The organism is Corynebacterium ulceribovis DSM 45146 (genome assembly GCF_000372445.1).
In the GTDB taxonomy this organism is placed as follows: domain Bacteria; phylum Actinomycetota; class Actinomycetes; order Mycobacteriales; family Mycobacteriaceae; genus Corynebacterium; species Corynebacterium ulceribovis.
The window spans coordinates 1,080,336-1,092,983 of record NZ_AQUY01000001.1 but is presented as its reverse complement, the minus strand read 5'-3'; the positions used below and the strand labels follow the sequence as shown (position 1 = coordinate 1,092,983).

General features: G+C 60.7%; 21 protein-coding genes. All 21 read left to right on the top strand.

Annotated elements, in window-relative coordinates:
• The first annotated feature begins 6 nt into the window (after window positions 1–6).
• Window positions 7–171, top strand: a complete 165-nt coding sequence (locus tag A3EC_RS12885; RefSeq protein WP_018024102.1) for a hypothetical protein — start codon at window positions 7–9, stop codon at window positions 169–171.
• Complete coding sequence (locus tag A3EC_RS12425) at window positions 168–875, top strand: pentapeptide repeat-containing protein (protein ID WP_018024101.1); 708 nt, start codon at window positions 168–170, stop codon at window positions 873–875. The genes A3EC_RS12885 and A3EC_RS12425 overlap by 4 nt, the downstream gene beginning before the upstream one ends.
• A complete protein-coding gene (locus A3EC_RS0105100) occupies window positions 868–1,074 on the top strand; it encodes a hypothetical protein (protein WP_018024100.1) in 207 nt (68 codons plus the stop codon). The genes A3EC_RS12425 and A3EC_RS0105100 overlap by 8 nt, the downstream gene beginning before the upstream one ends.
• Before the next feature lie 77 nt (window positions 1,075–1,151).
• Window positions 1,152–1,637 (top strand): hypothetical protein, encoded by a 486-nt coding sequence (locus A3EC_RS0105095; RefSeq protein ID WP_018024099.1) that lies wholly within the window; start codon window positions 1,152–1,154, stop codon window positions 1,635–1,637.
• Window positions 1,630–2,112, top strand: coding sequence for a hypothetical protein (locus A3EC_RS0105090; protein ID WP_018024098.1), 483 nt, complete (start codon window positions 1,630–1,632; stop codon window positions 2,110–2,112). Before A3EC_RS0105095 ends, A3EC_RS0105090 begins: the two co-directional genes overlap by 8 nt.
• Window positions 2,105–2,683: a hypothetical protein gene (locus A3EC_RS0105085; protein WP_018024097.1), complete on the top strand. Its 579-nt coding sequence runs from the start codon at window positions 2,105–2,107 to the stop codon at window positions 2,681–2,683. The genes A3EC_RS0105090 and A3EC_RS0105085 overlap by 8 nt, the downstream gene beginning before the upstream one ends.
• A gap of 95 nt (window positions 2,684–2,778) precedes the next feature.
• On the top strand, window positions 2,779–3,138 hold the full coding sequence (locus A3EC_RS11420) for a hypothetical protein (RefSeq protein WP_156812824.1): 360 nt from the start codon (window positions 2,779–2,781) through the stop codon (window positions 3,136–3,138).
• Between the two features lie 155 nt (window positions 3,139–3,293).
• Window positions 3,294–3,641, top strand: coding sequence for a hypothetical protein (locus A3EC_RS0105075; protein WP_018024096.1), 348 nt, complete (start codon window positions 3,294–3,296; stop codon window positions 3,639–3,641).
• A complete protein-coding gene (locus A3EC_RS0105070; RefSeq protein WP_018024095.1) occupies window positions 3,595–5,217 on the top strand; it encodes a hypothetical protein in 1,623 nt (540 codons plus the stop codon). Before A3EC_RS0105075 ends, A3EC_RS0105070 begins: the two co-directional genes overlap by 47 nt.
• Window positions 5,210–6,511, top strand: a complete 1,302-nt coding sequence (locus A3EC_RS11415; protein WP_018024094.1) for a phage portal protein family protein — start codon at window positions 5,210–5,212, stop codon at window positions 6,509–6,511. Before A3EC_RS0105070 ends, A3EC_RS11415 begins: the two co-directional genes overlap by 8 nt.
• Window positions 6,508–7,986, top strand: a complete 1,479-nt coding sequence (locus tag A3EC_RS12420) for a head maturation protease, ClpP-related (RefSeq protein ID WP_018024093.1) — start codon at window positions 6,508–6,510, stop codon at window positions 7,984–7,986. Before A3EC_RS11415 ends, A3EC_RS12420 begins: the two co-directional genes overlap by 4 nt.
• On the top strand, window positions 7,987–8,367 hold the full coding sequence (locus tag A3EC_RS11405; RefSeq protein ID WP_018024092.1) for a DUF2190 family protein: 381 nt from the start codon (window positions 7,987–7,989) through the stop codon (window positions 8,365–8,367). It abuts the gene before it with no gap.
• A gap of 11 nt (window positions 8,368–8,378) precedes the next feature.
• Window positions 8,379–9,317, top strand: a complete 939-nt coding sequence (locus tag A3EC_RS0105050) for a hypothetical protein (RefSeq protein WP_018024091.1) — start codon at window positions 8,379–8,381, stop codon at window positions 9,315–9,317.
• A gap of 22 nt (window positions 9,318–9,339) precedes the next feature.
• Window positions 9,340–9,693: a hypothetical protein gene (locus tag A3EC_RS0105045; protein WP_156812823.1), complete on the top strand. Its 354-nt coding sequence runs from the start codon at window positions 9,340–9,342 to the stop codon at window positions 9,691–9,693.
• A 19-nt stretch (window positions 9,694–9,712) separates the two neighbouring features.
• A complete protein-coding gene (locus A3EC_RS0105040) occupies window positions 9,713–10,174 on the top strand; it encodes a Gp19/Gp15/Gp42 family protein (RefSeq protein ID WP_018024089.1) in 462 nt (153 codons plus the stop codon).
• Window positions 10,174–10,503 carry a hypothetical protein gene (locus A3EC_RS0105035; RefSeq protein ID WP_018024088.1) on the top strand — a complete coding sequence of 110 codons (330 nt, stop codon included), beginning with the start codon at window positions 10,174–10,176 and terminating at the stop codon, window positions 10,501–10,503. Before A3EC_RS0105040 ends, A3EC_RS0105035 begins: the two co-directional genes overlap by 1 nt.
• Window positions 10,503–10,775 carry a hypothetical protein gene (locus A3EC_RS11400; RefSeq protein WP_018024087.1) on the top strand — a complete coding sequence of 91 codons (273 nt, stop codon included), beginning with the start codon at window positions 10,503–10,505 and terminating at the stop codon, window positions 10,773–10,775. The genes A3EC_RS0105035 and A3EC_RS11400 overlap by 1 nt, the downstream gene beginning before the upstream one ends.
• Window positions 10,765–11,160, top strand: coding sequence for a hypothetical protein (locus tag A3EC_RS0105025; RefSeq protein ID WP_018024086.1), 396 nt, complete (start codon window positions 10,765–10,767; stop codon window positions 11,158–11,160). Before A3EC_RS11400 ends, A3EC_RS0105025 begins: the two co-directional genes overlap by 11 nt.
• Before the next feature lie 2 nt (window positions 11,161–11,162).
• Window positions 11,163–11,843: a hypothetical protein gene (locus tag A3EC_RS12415; protein ID WP_018024085.1), complete on the top strand. Its 681-nt coding sequence runs from the start codon at window positions 11,163–11,165 to the stop codon at window positions 11,841–11,843.
• Between the two features lie 96 nt (window positions 11,844–11,939).
• Complete coding sequence (locus A3EC_RS0105015) at window positions 11,940–12,287, top strand: hypothetical protein (RefSeq protein WP_018024084.1); 348 nt, start codon at window positions 11,940–11,942, stop codon at window positions 12,285–12,287.
• A gap of 125 nt (window positions 12,288–12,412) precedes the next feature.
• Window positions 12,413–12,646: a hypothetical protein gene (locus A3EC_RS12880; RefSeq protein ID WP_156812822.1), complete on the top strand. Its 234-nt coding sequence runs from the start codon at window positions 12,413–12,415 to the stop codon at window positions 12,644–12,646.
• The last annotated feature ends 2 nt before the right edge of the window (window positions 12,647–12,648 follow it).

Here is a 12,648-nt window from a genome sequence, read left to right as displayed (position 1 = left end):
GGAGGAATGACCGACGATTACCGGATTGCGTGCATGAACTGCATGGTCGATGACCTAGAGCGCGCTATGGATCACGCGAGAGTTGACCTTGAGCACGACCGAAAAACCGCAGAACGACAAGCGCTTACCCGCCGCACACAATTCACCATCATCGAAGGAGGCAGGGAATGACCACTGAAATGGACCGTCAGCATGTCATCGAACTTGTGAGTGCCAAGCGAACCAAAGGCGAATACCCGAACCTGATCGGCGAGAACCTGCGCCACGCAGACCTGCACGGCACAGACCTAAGCTACGTAGACCTGAGCTACTCAGACCTGTTCGACGCGAACCTGTACGACGCGAACCTGTACGACGCGAACCTGTACGACGCGAACCTGGTCCACGCGGACCTGACCGACGCGAACCTGAGCCACGCGAACCTGGCTGGTGGGAACCTGCGCGGCGCAGACCTGAGCTACGCCGACCTGAGCCACGCGAACCTGGGCCACGCGGACCTGAGCTACGCCGACCTGAGCCACGCGAACCTAACCGGCGCGAGCCTGGTTGGCGCGAACATGCACAACACCCAAGCGGGAGACATCCTCCAAATCACCGGCCTCCACCCGCGCCAAATCATCGTCACGCCAGAGCGCGACGGCTGGAACATCAACATCGGATGCTGGAACGGCACCCCCGCCGAACTCCGCACCCTCATCGCGCAGGACACCGGTTGGCCGGAAGCAGAAGGCGATGAAATCCTCCACCGCCGCCCCCTACTCGAAGCGGCACTCACCATGATCGAAGCACACATGGCAGCACACCCCAGCGCCCTGGATGCCGCGCGCCAAGCACACGCACGCTGGGAAAAGCACAAGGAGGATAACAATGCTTAGCGAACACGATTTGCACAAGGTGAACAAACTACTCACACACCAACCCGACTATTCGCTACGCAGGTTTGATGACCCGGAGCTAAAGCGCCTCGAACAAAACGTCAGTCGTGCAGAACAAAAACTGTTTGAAGCACGAGCTGCGTTGCAGCAAGCCGCGCGTAAGAAACTCGCAGAACACAAAAAAACAGGCAGGTGTTAGCGATGCTTGAGCCTGATTACACGACAGAAAGACCTCGAACAGAAACTGGGGTAGCTGCAGGGGGACGAGAGCAAGCAATGAGCACAGCCTCCCAAATCCTCGACGCTATCCGCCATAAGCACCCGCGCCTCGCTGTTGTTCCGGAGCTGACTATCAATGACATGTGGCACCGTGAGCAACCCGACCTAGCGAACATCTACAGACGCCGCATTGACGCGCTGATGTTTGATGGCGGGCAGCGCACAGCCCTGGAAATCAAAGTGAGTAAGGCAGATGCGAAGCGGGAGACATGGCACAAGACAGCACCGTGGCGCAACGTCTGCCACCGCTTCATCTACGTCACCACGCCCGACATCAGCTTCAGTGACATCGGAGACAGAAGCACACCAAGCGGTGGCGCGAACTGGGCCTGTGGACACTGGGTAGTCCACCCAGACGGCACAGTCGAAGTGAAGCGGAAAGCGAAGGTGAACAAATATCCCGAACCCTTGCCAAATGACGTAATCCTCCGGCTTGCCTACCGTGCAAGCGGATACCGAACTATTGGAGATACCGATGCCTGAACTGTCCACCAAACTTTTACGCCAAATCGCCGAAGCACTGCCCGCTGGCGACCTACGGAACAAAATCACCGCGATGCTGCCATACCATCCGGAACAACTATTCGGCGCACAAGCAACACACCCGGAGCATGGGCGGGTGCTGGTCATATCAGCCCATGCAGATAAAGAAGGGGATGTTCGGGCCGCAATGATCGATGCCAAAGACCGCGAATATGGATCTGATTGGTTTTACCCACCCCTCAACGAGCTAACGTTCCACGCTCCAGATACAAAAGCTCTGCCGCGGCAAATCGAAACAGTGGAAGAACTGAAGGCACTACCGATAGGCACCATCGTCGAAAATGACCACATTAGAGCAGCGCAGCTAGTCAACAACAACCGCTGGTTGAAGGTCGGCAGCGAATGCGCGCTGGCGCATCTAGGCATGGCCCTATTCCTCCCCCTGACTGTGGTCAAGGTTGGAAGCGATGGGTAGGGCAGACCAGCATGCAGATGTGAGCCCGGTGCTGCTTCGCCTGGCAACGTGGCTCGACGAGATGCAGGGCGACCTGCGTGACGCGCCGCTGCATGCAGCACGCACCAGCCAGACTGGCGTGAGGTCAACCACTGTTGGCAGGCCAGCGCCGTGCCCGCTTGTTCCGCTGGATGAGTGGATAGACCTGACTGATGAGGTCATCGACGTGGTGGACAGGGCGGCTAGCGGCATGCTGCCCGCCGCTAAGCGCAGGCAGGGCGCAGCCGCTTGCTGTCGGTGGCTGGCTGACATCTCGGAGTGCATCGCTGACTGTGATGACCCGGAGCAGGTCGTCGAGGACATCAAGACGCTGGAGCTTAGCTTGTATCGCAGGTGGAACCGCGAGGTGCCAAAGGGGTACGCATCGAACTGGCTGGACGCGTCACAAGTGACCGAGCGTGCAGCGCGCGAGGGGCACAAGGTCAGCGCCAATCGAGTGCGCAAGTGGAAACAGCGGCGACTGATTCGGCATAGGCGCTTTGCTGATAGCCAGTGCTATTGGTGGCCTGACGTGCAGGAACGTCTTAAGTAGACCGAAGTGTCACGCCATGGTGTATGCTTACGCATAAGCGAGTTCTATCTAGAGATATGAATGCCCCGCGGCCTTCGGGCTGGCGGGGTTTTTTCATGCCATTTTCCGGAGGTGAGCAGCCAGTGAAGTCCACCAACGAGCGCGGATATGGCTGGCATCGCCACATGGTGCCGCGCCGCAACCTGCTGTACAACCACATAGACGGCAGTGAGTGCGAATACTGCGGGCGCCCAATGTTCCGCGACGGAACCAAGAACTTCGACGGCGAATCACTGCACGCCGACCATATCGAGGCGGACAAGTCACGCCCGCCAGGTCGCCTGATTCACGCGCAGTGCAACCGGAAGATGAACCGGAAGTCGCGATGGGTGAAGCACGGCCCGGAATGGCGGCTCAAGCACCAGGTCGCCGAGCAGGGGCTCGGAGTCGCAAGCGGCTCTCCGATCGTGTGGTGAGTTGTGAAAATCGACGGGGTGGCCAAATTATTCGAGGTCATCGCAGTTGCCTGTGCCCCGTCCGACCTGCTTAGGCAACGATTTCTTCAGGGTGCCAAAAGTTACGGGTTCAAACTATTGAACTTCTCCCAAATTGTGCCAGGAAGGGTGGAGAAATGGCTTCGACTGCACAGTTCGTCATGCCGGAAGAGTTCGGCCCCGGCGGCAGGCTGCTACATGCAGACCTGGCACAAGGCACTGATGACGCTGCGACCAGCGCGTTAATCATCGAAGCAGCACGCACCAAGGACCGTCTAGACCGCCTGAATCGGATTACTAGTGGCGACGAGGATGTATGGACGCGCGTGTTCACCGGGGAAGGTGAACTCGTGCTCAAGTTGGACACTGCCGTGTCGGAGCAACGTCAGCTGTCCACAGTGTTCCGGCAACTGCTGGCCGAGATTCAAAGGAGGCAAGGTGACTTCGTATCCAGCGACGAAGAAGACGGGCTTAAAGACCTCTGACCCTCGCGACTACAACGCGGAATTTCAAGACCTCATCGACGCCGAGTTTCCGGGGCTGACTGGCCGGCAGACTCCGCAGGACTTCATCTATCGCGCAGGCGGCAACTTCGAGCATGGCTACAAAGCTATCGAGCTTGCCCGGCGATTCGGCGTGACGCTCATGCCGTGGCAGCGCGACCAGGTGCTACTGGCGTTGGCAACTGACATGGATGACCGCTGGCTACACACTGACGTGGCGCTTATCTGCCCACGGCAGAACGGCAAGAGCTTGATTCTCGAAGTCATCATCCTGTATCGACTCTTCGTACTCGGCCACCAGATTGTGTTCTCGGCGCACCAATGGCGCACGGCGAAGTCGATTCGCAACCGATTGTGGCGCCGAATCAAGTCCAAGCGCTGGGCTGAAAAACGTATCGTGCGCAACACCGCGTCGGCGGGCGAGGCTGAGATGGAGACCGCCGAGGGCGGCAAGCTGCAGTTCACGACTCGCTCGAATGACATGGGTCGCGGCTTCGACTGCATCGACCTGCTGCTACTCGACGAGGCGTACAACTTGGAGTCCGGCGAGCTCGACGCGGTCGCGCCAACACAGCTTGCAGCAGGCGACCCACAGACGTTTTACAGCTCGTCGGCGGTCAATGAGACGAAGCACCCGAAGGGTGAAGAGCTCTCGCGCGTGCGACACCGTGCACTGAGCGGAAACGCTGACGGCATGATGTTTGCCGAGTTCCGCGCGCCTGACGGCATGGACCGCGATGACCCGGTGTGCTGGCGACTAGCTAACCCGTCGTTCGGGTTCAAGAGCCTCGTCAACGACAAGAAGATGCGCTCCATGCGCTCAAAGCTCACCGACGTCGGCTTCGAGGTGGAGATGCTGGGCTACGGCCGTTGGTTCGACGTCGGCGACACAAAGGCTGTCGACGATATCGAACCCATCGTTCCTCTTGACCGCTGGAACTCGCTAGCGGTTGCCGAGCAGGTCGACATTGGCCACCGCGTCCTGGCGGTCGAGGTGGCGCCGGATGCTGACTCGGTCGCGTTCGTCGCAGCCGGGCAGACTTCGCGCGGCGTGCACCTCATGCACAGCCCACATAGCGGCGAGTTTCACGCCGACAAGGCGGTCGACATCATTGCGCAGTTCATCAAGGCAAACCCAGACCCGGCAGCCGTCGCGCTCGACAAAGATTCGCCTGCGGGAGTGCTCGTTGACCGGCTGCTGGCTGTTGGCATCGAGCCGGTGCAGCTTAACGGCGGCTGGGTCGCTGGCGCCTACCGAGAGTTCCGCCAGGCGGTCGCTGATGGCACTGTCACGCACGACGGGCATCACAGTTGGGCTGACGCCTTGGCTGTCGCCAGGGAGCGCAAGTCTAAAGACGGCAAGTATCCGGCAGTCGACCGATTCAGTGGCAACGTCTCCGGACTGATTGCCGGCACGTTCGCGCTGTGGGCGCTGACGAAATTCCTAGCCGAGTTCGGCTCTGTCGCCAAGCAGGTCGAGCCGAAGAAAACCAACCCAGCCGGGGCGCTGCCACGGTTCAGCACGACGCACATGAGGGGAGGCAAGCTCTATGCCTGATACAACACCCGCCGCCGAGATTGGCCACGCGGTCACGCCGGGCTGGCGTGCAACGCTGGCAAGTGCAGGCAAGCGCACTTGGGAGCAGCAGCAGCGCGAGCTGGCTGAGATGCGCATGACCGCCAAGGTTGCCCAGGTCGAGAATGCTATCCGCAAGCCACTCATGCAGGCGTCCTGGTCCATCGAGCCTAACGGCGCTCCGGCCGACATCGTCGAGCTGGTCTGCACTGACCTGCGCCTGCCCATCAAGGGCGAAGATGGGCAGGTGGCGCGACGAGCTGACCGCGTCTCGTGGGCTGAGCACCTAGAGATGGCGATTGGCGCTATCTTCATGGGCGTCGCATTCTTCGAGCAGGTCTACTACGTCGGTGGAGACGGCCGAAACCACCTGCGCAAGCTGGCGCCGCGTCCGAACTTGTCGATTAAGAAGATTCACGTTGCCGCTGACGGCGGCCTTGAAGGCATTACACAGTTCGGCGGCTCGCAGGCGCGCGACGTGTTCATTCCGGTTGACCGGCTAGTTGTCTACCGCCACGGCGCGCTAGACGCAGGTTGGCGAGGTGTGAGCGTGTTTGCTGCCGCGCGCGACAACTGGGTCGAGCTGATGAAGATGCAGAAGCTCAACTCGATGGTCATGCAGCGCAACGGCATGGGAATTCCAAAATACAAGGCGTCGCAGCTCACCGAGCGAGCGCATGTACAGGAAGAGCTGGACCACGGCCAAGCACTCGCAGAGTCCTACGCCGCCGGAGAAGTTGCCGCCTACTCGCTGCCGCCTGGCGCTGACATGCCCGTGGAGGGCGTGACCGGCTCGCTGCCGGATATTGGCGCTGCGATGGAGTATCACGCCAATCAGATTGCTATCAGTGTCAACGCGACACACCTGAACTTGACCGGCTCCGGCGGCTCTTATGCGCTGGCGAATGTGCAGCTGGGCGAGTTCATTCAAGGCTTGCAGGCCAACGCCGAATGGATTGCCGACGTGGCGTCACAGCACATTGTCGAAGACCTAGTGCGCCTAGCGTTTCCGGATTACAGCGGACCTATCCCGCTGGTCACGTCTACCCGCATTCAGGTTCAAAAAGACTTGACCCCGGGCGACATTTCGCAGCTAGCCGCGCAAGGTGTGCTCACTAAGGAACCAGTGCTTGAGGGCTGGGTTCGCTCGACGTTCCGCATCCCACCGCCGCGCACGCTCATCGAGGCGCTGCGTGCGAAGAAGCACCTCAAAGACGCGGAGGAGCAGACCGGCATCACACTGTCCGGCGAAGAAGTTCAGGAGGTTGAACAATGACCGAGATTCTTATCTACGGCGAGATTGGCTGGGATGTCACGCCTAAGGCGGTTGTCGAGCAGCTGAACGGCACCGACGGACCCGTCACTGTCCGCATCGACTCTTACGGCGGCGACGTCTACGCAGGCATTGCCATCATGAACGCGCTGCGCCGCCACGCCGACACCGTCACCGTCGTCGTAGACGGCATGGCCGCATCTGCCGCAAGCTTCATTGCGGTAGGCGGCGGTGACCGCGTGGTCATGTCGCCTAATAGCTCGATGATGGTGCACGGCGCCTGGACTTTCGCCGACGGAAACGCAACGAAGCTGTCGGAGGTGGCTGACGACCTGGCGAAGATTACCGAGAACATCGCCGGAATCTATGGCGAGAAGTCCGGCCAGTCCAGCGAGTACTGGCTAGCCGTCATGGAGAAAGACACCACTTACAGCGCCGACGAAGCTGTCGAGGCTGGCCTAGCTGACGAGGTGGCGACGCTGGAAAAGTCCGCGTTCGCTGCGCAGCGTCAGCAGGTGCTCGCCAGTGGCGACGGCCAGAAGCGCCGCCGGTTCGGTAGTGGCGTGCCAACGATTGCCCCGCGGGCTACGGCGCCGTCGCAGCCTGTAGCTAGCCGGTCGGAATCGGCAGCAACACCAACGAAGCCCAGCGATGGGCAGAATGGAGACAAGATGAATGTCTTGAATCAGCTTGCCCAGGAGCTGGGTAAGAAGCCGGAGGAAGTGCGAGATGCGCTTTCCGGCTTTTTCAATGAAGCGGTGGAAGTCTCTGGTGAGGTCGAAGTGACCTACCCGGAGGGGCTGACCATCGTGCCAACCGAGCGCATTGTCGTCGAGCCGGTCATTGCCGAGCAGGCGCCAGACGCAGAGCAGTCGAGCGAGCCGCAGAACTTGGCGGCGCCAGCGCTGGCCGCCAGCCTGCAGTTCGAGATGGGCGAGATTGCCGAAGGCTTCACCGCCGAGTGCGACGCCGACGGCAAGGTCACCATCACCGCACCATCTGGCGCAGAGGTTGGCGCAACCGCCGAGTTCACCGTTCTGGTCAACGGCGCAGCAGTGCCGCTGACTGTGACTGTGCGCTCCCTGTCTGAAGAGCCTGCAACTTCCGAGGATTCAGAAGCGCCGGCCGCGCCAGCACCAACTGCAGGTGCGGACATCGTGCAGGTGCCACGCGCACACTTCGACTACTTGAACGAGATTGCAGCGAACTTCGGCAAGGCGCAGTCCGAACTCGAAGCCAAGGTGCGCGCCGAGCGTGTGGACCAGGACATCAAGGACGGACGCTTCGCCGCAGCTAACCGCCAGGTCGCACTCGACACGCTGACTCGCAACCCGTCCGCTTACGACGAGTCGTGGGGTCGCATGCCGAAGAACACTATTCCGGTTGTCGAGATGGGCAACGCGGGAGAACCACAGTCGCGTGTTGAAGAGCTGCTAGCTAAGGCGCGCGCTAATCGCACCCACAAGAAAGGCGCTTAAATGTCTAACCCAACTTTCACGCAGGGTCCTATCTCGTTTGAGATTGCTAAGGACCTCGACAAGTTCCGTCTGGTCAAGCTGGACGAGGACGGCAAGCTCACCTACGCAGCCGAAACCGGCGAAGTGCTCGGAGTTATCACCGAGAACGGCCGACTGAACCCACTCGACGGCGGCGCTAAGACTGTCGCAGTTCACTACGGCACTGCTGCTGTGAAGCTCGAAACCTCCGGCGATATCAAGGCTGGCGCGAAGGTGTGCGCAGCCGCCGACGGCAAGGTGTCCGCCACCGGCGACGTCACTGTCGGCGTCGCAATTTGCCCGACCGAGGACGGCAAGACCCTGACCATCATCAACGGCCTTCCTGTGGCCGCAACCGCCTAGGAGGCAAACCTATGTCTGTTGAAAACTCTGTTTTTGACTCGCTCGCTGACCTGACTGTCAGCGACATCCTGACCTCTTCGGAGCTGCTTGAAGCTGCTGCCGCAGAGCAGCTCATCGGCACCCAGGCCTACGACCTGCTTTTCTCGCCAGAGGATGTGGACAGCATGGCTGTTGCCTATAATCTGGATGTCGCCCCAGCGCTTGACGAGGCCGTTCAGCAGGTGGCTGAATTCGGCGAGATTCCGGTTGGCGACCCTAGCCGTGGCCCGCGAAAGACTGCCGAGCTCAGCAAGCTCGCCTTGGGTCTGCGCGTATCGTGGGAGCAGCGCAATATTGGCGCTGCATCCGGCACTGTTATTCAGCGCGAGCTGGTTTCCCGCCTGGCTGAAATTCGACGTCGCAACTCCGCCGACGCTGTCGCGGCCCTCGAAGCTGCCGGCATTGAAGAGCTGACCGTCGACGCCAAGTGGACTGACGAAGCCGCAAAGGCCGCTGACGATCTCTTTGCTGCTGACGACCTGCTCGCAAGCGCTGTAGACGCGAACGGCAACAAGTTCAACTATTCTGCTGGCTTCGTGTGGGGCAACCGCCGCACCTTGAACGGCCTGAAGCGCAACGATCAGGTCGTCAAGATGTACACCGGTGACATGGCATCGAAGAATCCGCTGTTTGCTGACGTCGCCAACCAGCCGCTCATCGCCGAGCAGTTCCAGCTGGTCGCAGACCAGGCGCTACCCGATGGTGTCGTCTACGTCTTCGCTGGCGAAGAGTACGGCAAGGTCGGCACCCGCTTCCAGATTGGTGGCCCGCGCTTCACCGACTGGTACTCTGAGCGCGGCCAGTCCGAGCTGGGCGGTGCGACCATGGCGTTCCGCTCTGACTACGTCCACTTCCGTCACCTGGCAGTGCGCGCGCCAAAGGCGATTGTGAAGCTGGTCGGCGCTATTTAGGCGGCGGTGCACAATGCCAAAAGTGACATTACTGAAGGCAGCTCGCTTTCCACTTGGCTCCCGTCAGGTTCATCCGTCTGGAACTGTGCTCGACGTGTCTGACGCGGACGCTAAGGCTCTGCTTGAGCGCAGTCTTATCGCTGAAGAGTCGGAGCCAGGACCGGCACCTGAACCGGAAGCGGGCAAACCAGAGCCAGAGCCGGAGAAGGAACCGGAGCCGGAGCAGGTGAGCACGGCCTACGGCCCACTGCCTGCCAAGACCGCCCCGGTTGCCATCTGGAAAGAGTATGCGCGGTCCAATGGCATCAAGCTGACCGGACTGACCAAGCGCAACGAGATTATGGGCTTCATCACGAAGACTGTTCAGGCCGACTAGCGGCCGGAGAGGGGAGGGTATGGAGGTCACCGCATCTGACGTGGAGAGCGTCTTTCCGCGCCCTCTGCTCGACGAAGAGCGCGAGCGAATGAGCGCGCTCATCAGTCAGTCGCTAGAGCTCATCACCCTGGAGTTCGCCCGCCGTGGCCGCGACTTTGCTGCCGAGCTGCAGCATGTGCCGTGGCTGCCGATGGCTGTGCGCCAGGCGGTGCGCATCATGGTGTCGCAGGCGGTGCTTGTCGGTGAGAACGTTGGCCGCATGTCGGTCGCATCGACGACGGGTCAAGAGTCTGACTCCATCACTTTTTCCCAGGGGATTGGATTCCACTGGGGCGGCGTTGGCATCGACGACGCCGTGCTGGAGTTGCTTGGGCTCCACGGCTGGACAAGGCCACGCGGACGCGGTGGGCGGGTTATCCCGTTCGGTTCGCGCGAGCGCTGGTTTGGTGCCGAGTTTTCCGAGCGGCCAGGTGGTGCGTGATGGAGAGCATCATCATTCACGGCAAGGCTGCTGGCGTCGACGACGATGGCAACCCACTGCCTGGCGCTGCCGACCGCACAGTCGCGGTGAAGACGGTGCAGCCGCTAGCCATGTCAGAGATGTCTGACGAGGACAAGCAGGGCACCATCGACGTGCTGCGCGTGTGGGCACCAGCTGGAACGCAGGTGGAGGACGGCGACGACGTGACGGTGCGCGGCGAGCGCTACCAGGTGCGCCTGACGGCGTGGGACTGGTCGAAGAACCGGCGTCCTGCGCTGCGTTCACACCGGCCAAGCATGGTGTTCGACTGTGTGAGGGGCGAGGGCTGATGGCTATGCAGCTTGACCTGCCTGACGAGTGGTACAAGGGCTTGCTTCAGCAGCTCGCTCCGGAGGTTGCCGCCGCAGGTCGCAAGGTGGCCGGCAACATCAACGAGCCGGACATTCCAGTGAACGTGCACGACAAGCTGGACCGCAACGGCCGCCCAGTGGCCATGGTTGTCATGGCGCACCCGAAGGCGATGGCTACGCAGGCTAAGCGCGGTTCGCTGACCCGCGCGGCTGCTGCAGCCGGATTGGACGTGCGACGCTATGCTAACTAGCCACTTCATTCAGCGCGACGCGCCAAAGGCTATCCGCGCTCAGCTTCGGGAAGTGATGGCGAACGGCCAGGCTGTTCGCTCTGAACTTCCTGACGGCTGGACAGCAGACAGTGGCGTGGCTGCAGTGACGGTGACCGGAGACGGCACGCCCCACCACGGCCGCGCCACATCGACAGAGAACGTCCGAGTTGCCGTGTATGCGCGGCACGAGCCGACAGTCAGAAACATGGCCACGCAGATTGATGCCTGGCTTCTGAACCCCGCCAATGTGCGAGGTTTTCGCATATCCCCCGGCCCTGGCTTGGTGTGCGCGCGAGACGCAGCCACTAAGGGCTGGGTAGCCGCGGTCACGGTCGTGGCCGAATCAACCAAACATGAAAGGTAGCTATGTCTAGCCCAATTAAAGACCAGACGCTCGAAACTGAGCGCGCCCGCTACATCGACATTTGGAAGAATGCCGAGGTTTACATTTCCGACGATGCTGACCCGAAGGTAGGCATGGACGGCAGCTTCGACCCAGAGGTGTGGAAGTTCGTCGGCCTTCTAAACGAGGGCTCTGCCATCGGCCAAGAGCCGGAAGTTGACCGCACTGAAATCAAGTCCTTCGGCGGCGTCCTCCAGCTGATGAACAACAAGTTCAACAAGGACTCCCGCACTTTCGACGCTCTGGAAGAGAACGAGGTGACCTTTGGCTTCATGTGGCCAGGCTCCGAGTTCAAGCGCGACGAAGCTGGCGTTCTGGTCACCCCGGAAAACCCAGCGGAGCAGTTCATCGCATTCAAGACCACCAACAGTTTCGGTGACGTCTGGATTGACGTTTCTCGACGTAAGGCGCTGATTTACCCAGCTGGCGCACGCGACCGCAACGATGACGGTGCGACCGTGACGACGTTCCAGGCTGACGTGCGCAAGGACGATAAGGGCGGCTTGTATGACTACCTGCGTCTGCAGGGCGGCGACCAGGTGGCTGAGATGCCTGAGGTTATTCGTTTTGGGGCGGCTGTTGACGCTAACGGTGATGACGTTCCGGATGAGACCGGCGACACACCTACCGACCCAGAAGTTTAGTAGGTGAATGGGCTAGGGGAGTTCCTGGCGGGTCGCCCCTAGCCCTATCCAAAGACCCGCCAGTACAAACTTCACTTATGCCTGAAAGGACCCGCCATGACCACGAAGAAGAACCCAGCTAGCGAAGAGCTGGAAGACGTAAAGACCACCTCCGAAGTCGTTAAGGAGGTGGCCGCAGAATCGGCTGACGAAACCGAATTCCCAAAGTTCACCGTCGAGGTGAACGGCGAAGGGATTGAGGTTGAAGACCGTTTTCGCGAGGGTGCGACACCAGCTGCGCTGATGATGGCGTCGAAATACCCGGAAAAGTACGCACTGGCAGCGATTGAGGCGCTGCTCGGCCAGGACCAGGTGGAGAAGCTCATTCTTGCTGGCGCGACTTCTGGAGAGCTTGGCGACGCAATTACCGCATGGGCCGAGCACCGAGATATCGAAAAAAAATAGGGCTACTCGCTCTCATTTTTGACCATGAGGACGAGATAGAGGCCGACCTGCAGCGGTATTACTCGCAGGACTATCGCGACGTGTTCCGCCCCCATGGCGGCGCGTCGCGTTTTACGTTGCGCAGATTGTTCGTTCTGGTGACGCATTTGCCGCCGGAGTCTGCGTTTCAGTCGGCGATTAGCGGCCGTGTGCCCATCAGTGAGATTGGCTCTTTGCTGCTTGATCTGTGGGAGCTATCTGCGCAGCGCTCGCACCCGCGATGGACGGAGTTAGAGCGCCGCCGTGACGCGATTGAGCGTCAAAAAATTATGGAGATTGCCCGCGCTAAGGCGCGGAGGTTCAACGCTATCGGGAGGTAGGC

Coding starts and splice junctions, on each gene's coding strand:
- A3EC_RS0105050 (WP_018024091.1), top strand. CDS start 8,379: ATGTCTGTTGAAAACTCTGTTTTTGACTCGCTCGCTGACCTGACTGTC.
- A3EC_RS11415 (WP_018024094.1), top strand. CDS start 5,210: ATGCCTGATACAACACCCGCCGCCGAGATTGGCCACGCGGTCACGCCG.
- A3EC_RS0105025 (WP_018024086.1), top strand. CDS start 10,765: ATGCTAACTAGCCACTTCATTCAGCGCGACGCGCCAAAGGCTATCCGC.
- A3EC_RS12425 (WP_018024101.1), top strand. CDS start 168: ATGACCACTGAAATGGACCGTCAGCATGTCATCGAACTTGTGAGTGCC.
- A3EC_RS0105035 (WP_018024088.1), top strand. CDS start 10,174: ATGGAGAGCATCATCATTCACGGCAAGGCTGCTGGCGTCGACGACGAT.
- A3EC_RS0105085 (WP_018024097.1), top strand. CDS start 2,105: ATGGGTAGGGCAGACCAGCATGCAGATGTGAGCCCGGTGCTGCTTCGC.
- A3EC_RS0105090 (WP_018024098.1), top strand. CDS start 1,630: ATGCCTGAACTGTCCACCAAACTTTTACGCCAAATCGCCGAAGCACTG.
- A3EC_RS0105100 (WP_018024100.1), top strand. CDS start 868: ATGCTTAGCGAACACGATTTGCACAAGGTGAACAAACTACTCACACAC.
- A3EC_RS0105075 (WP_018024096.1), top strand. CDS start 3,294: ATGGCTTCGACTGCACAGTTCGTCATGCCGGAAGAGTTCGGCCCCGGC.
- A3EC_RS12420 (WP_018024093.1), top strand. CDS start 6,508: ATGACCGAGATTCTTATCTACGGCGAGATTGGCTGGGATGTCACGCCT.
- A3EC_RS0105040 (WP_018024089.1), top strand. CDS start 9,713: ATGGAGGTCACCGCATCTGACGTGGAGAGCGTCTTTCCGCGCCCTCTG.
- A3EC_RS11400 (WP_018024087.1), top strand. CDS start 10,503: ATGGCTATGCAGCTTGACCTGCCTGACGAGTGGTACAAGGGCTTGCTT.
- A3EC_RS0105095 (WP_018024099.1), top strand. CDS start 1,152: ATGAGCACAGCCTCCCAAATCCTCGACGCTATCCGCCATAAGCACCCG.
- A3EC_RS12885 (WP_018024102.1), top strand. CDS start 7: ATGACCGACGATTACCGGATTGCGTGCATGAACTGCATGGTCGATGAC.
- A3EC_RS0105015 (WP_018024084.1), top strand. CDS start 11,940: ATGACCACGAAGAAGAACCCAGCTAGCGAAGAGCTGGAAGACGTAAAG.
- A3EC_RS11405 (WP_018024092.1), top strand. CDS start 7,987: ATGTCTAACCCAACTTTCACGCAGGGTCCTATCTCGTTTGAGATTGCT.
- A3EC_RS12415 (WP_018024085.1), top strand. CDS start 11,163: ATGTCTAGCCCAATTAAAGACCAGACGCTCGAAACTGAGCGCGCCCGC.
- A3EC_RS11420 (WP_156812824.1), top strand. CDS start 2,779: ATGCCATTTTCCGGAGGTGAGCAGCCAGTGAAGTCCACCAACGAGCGC.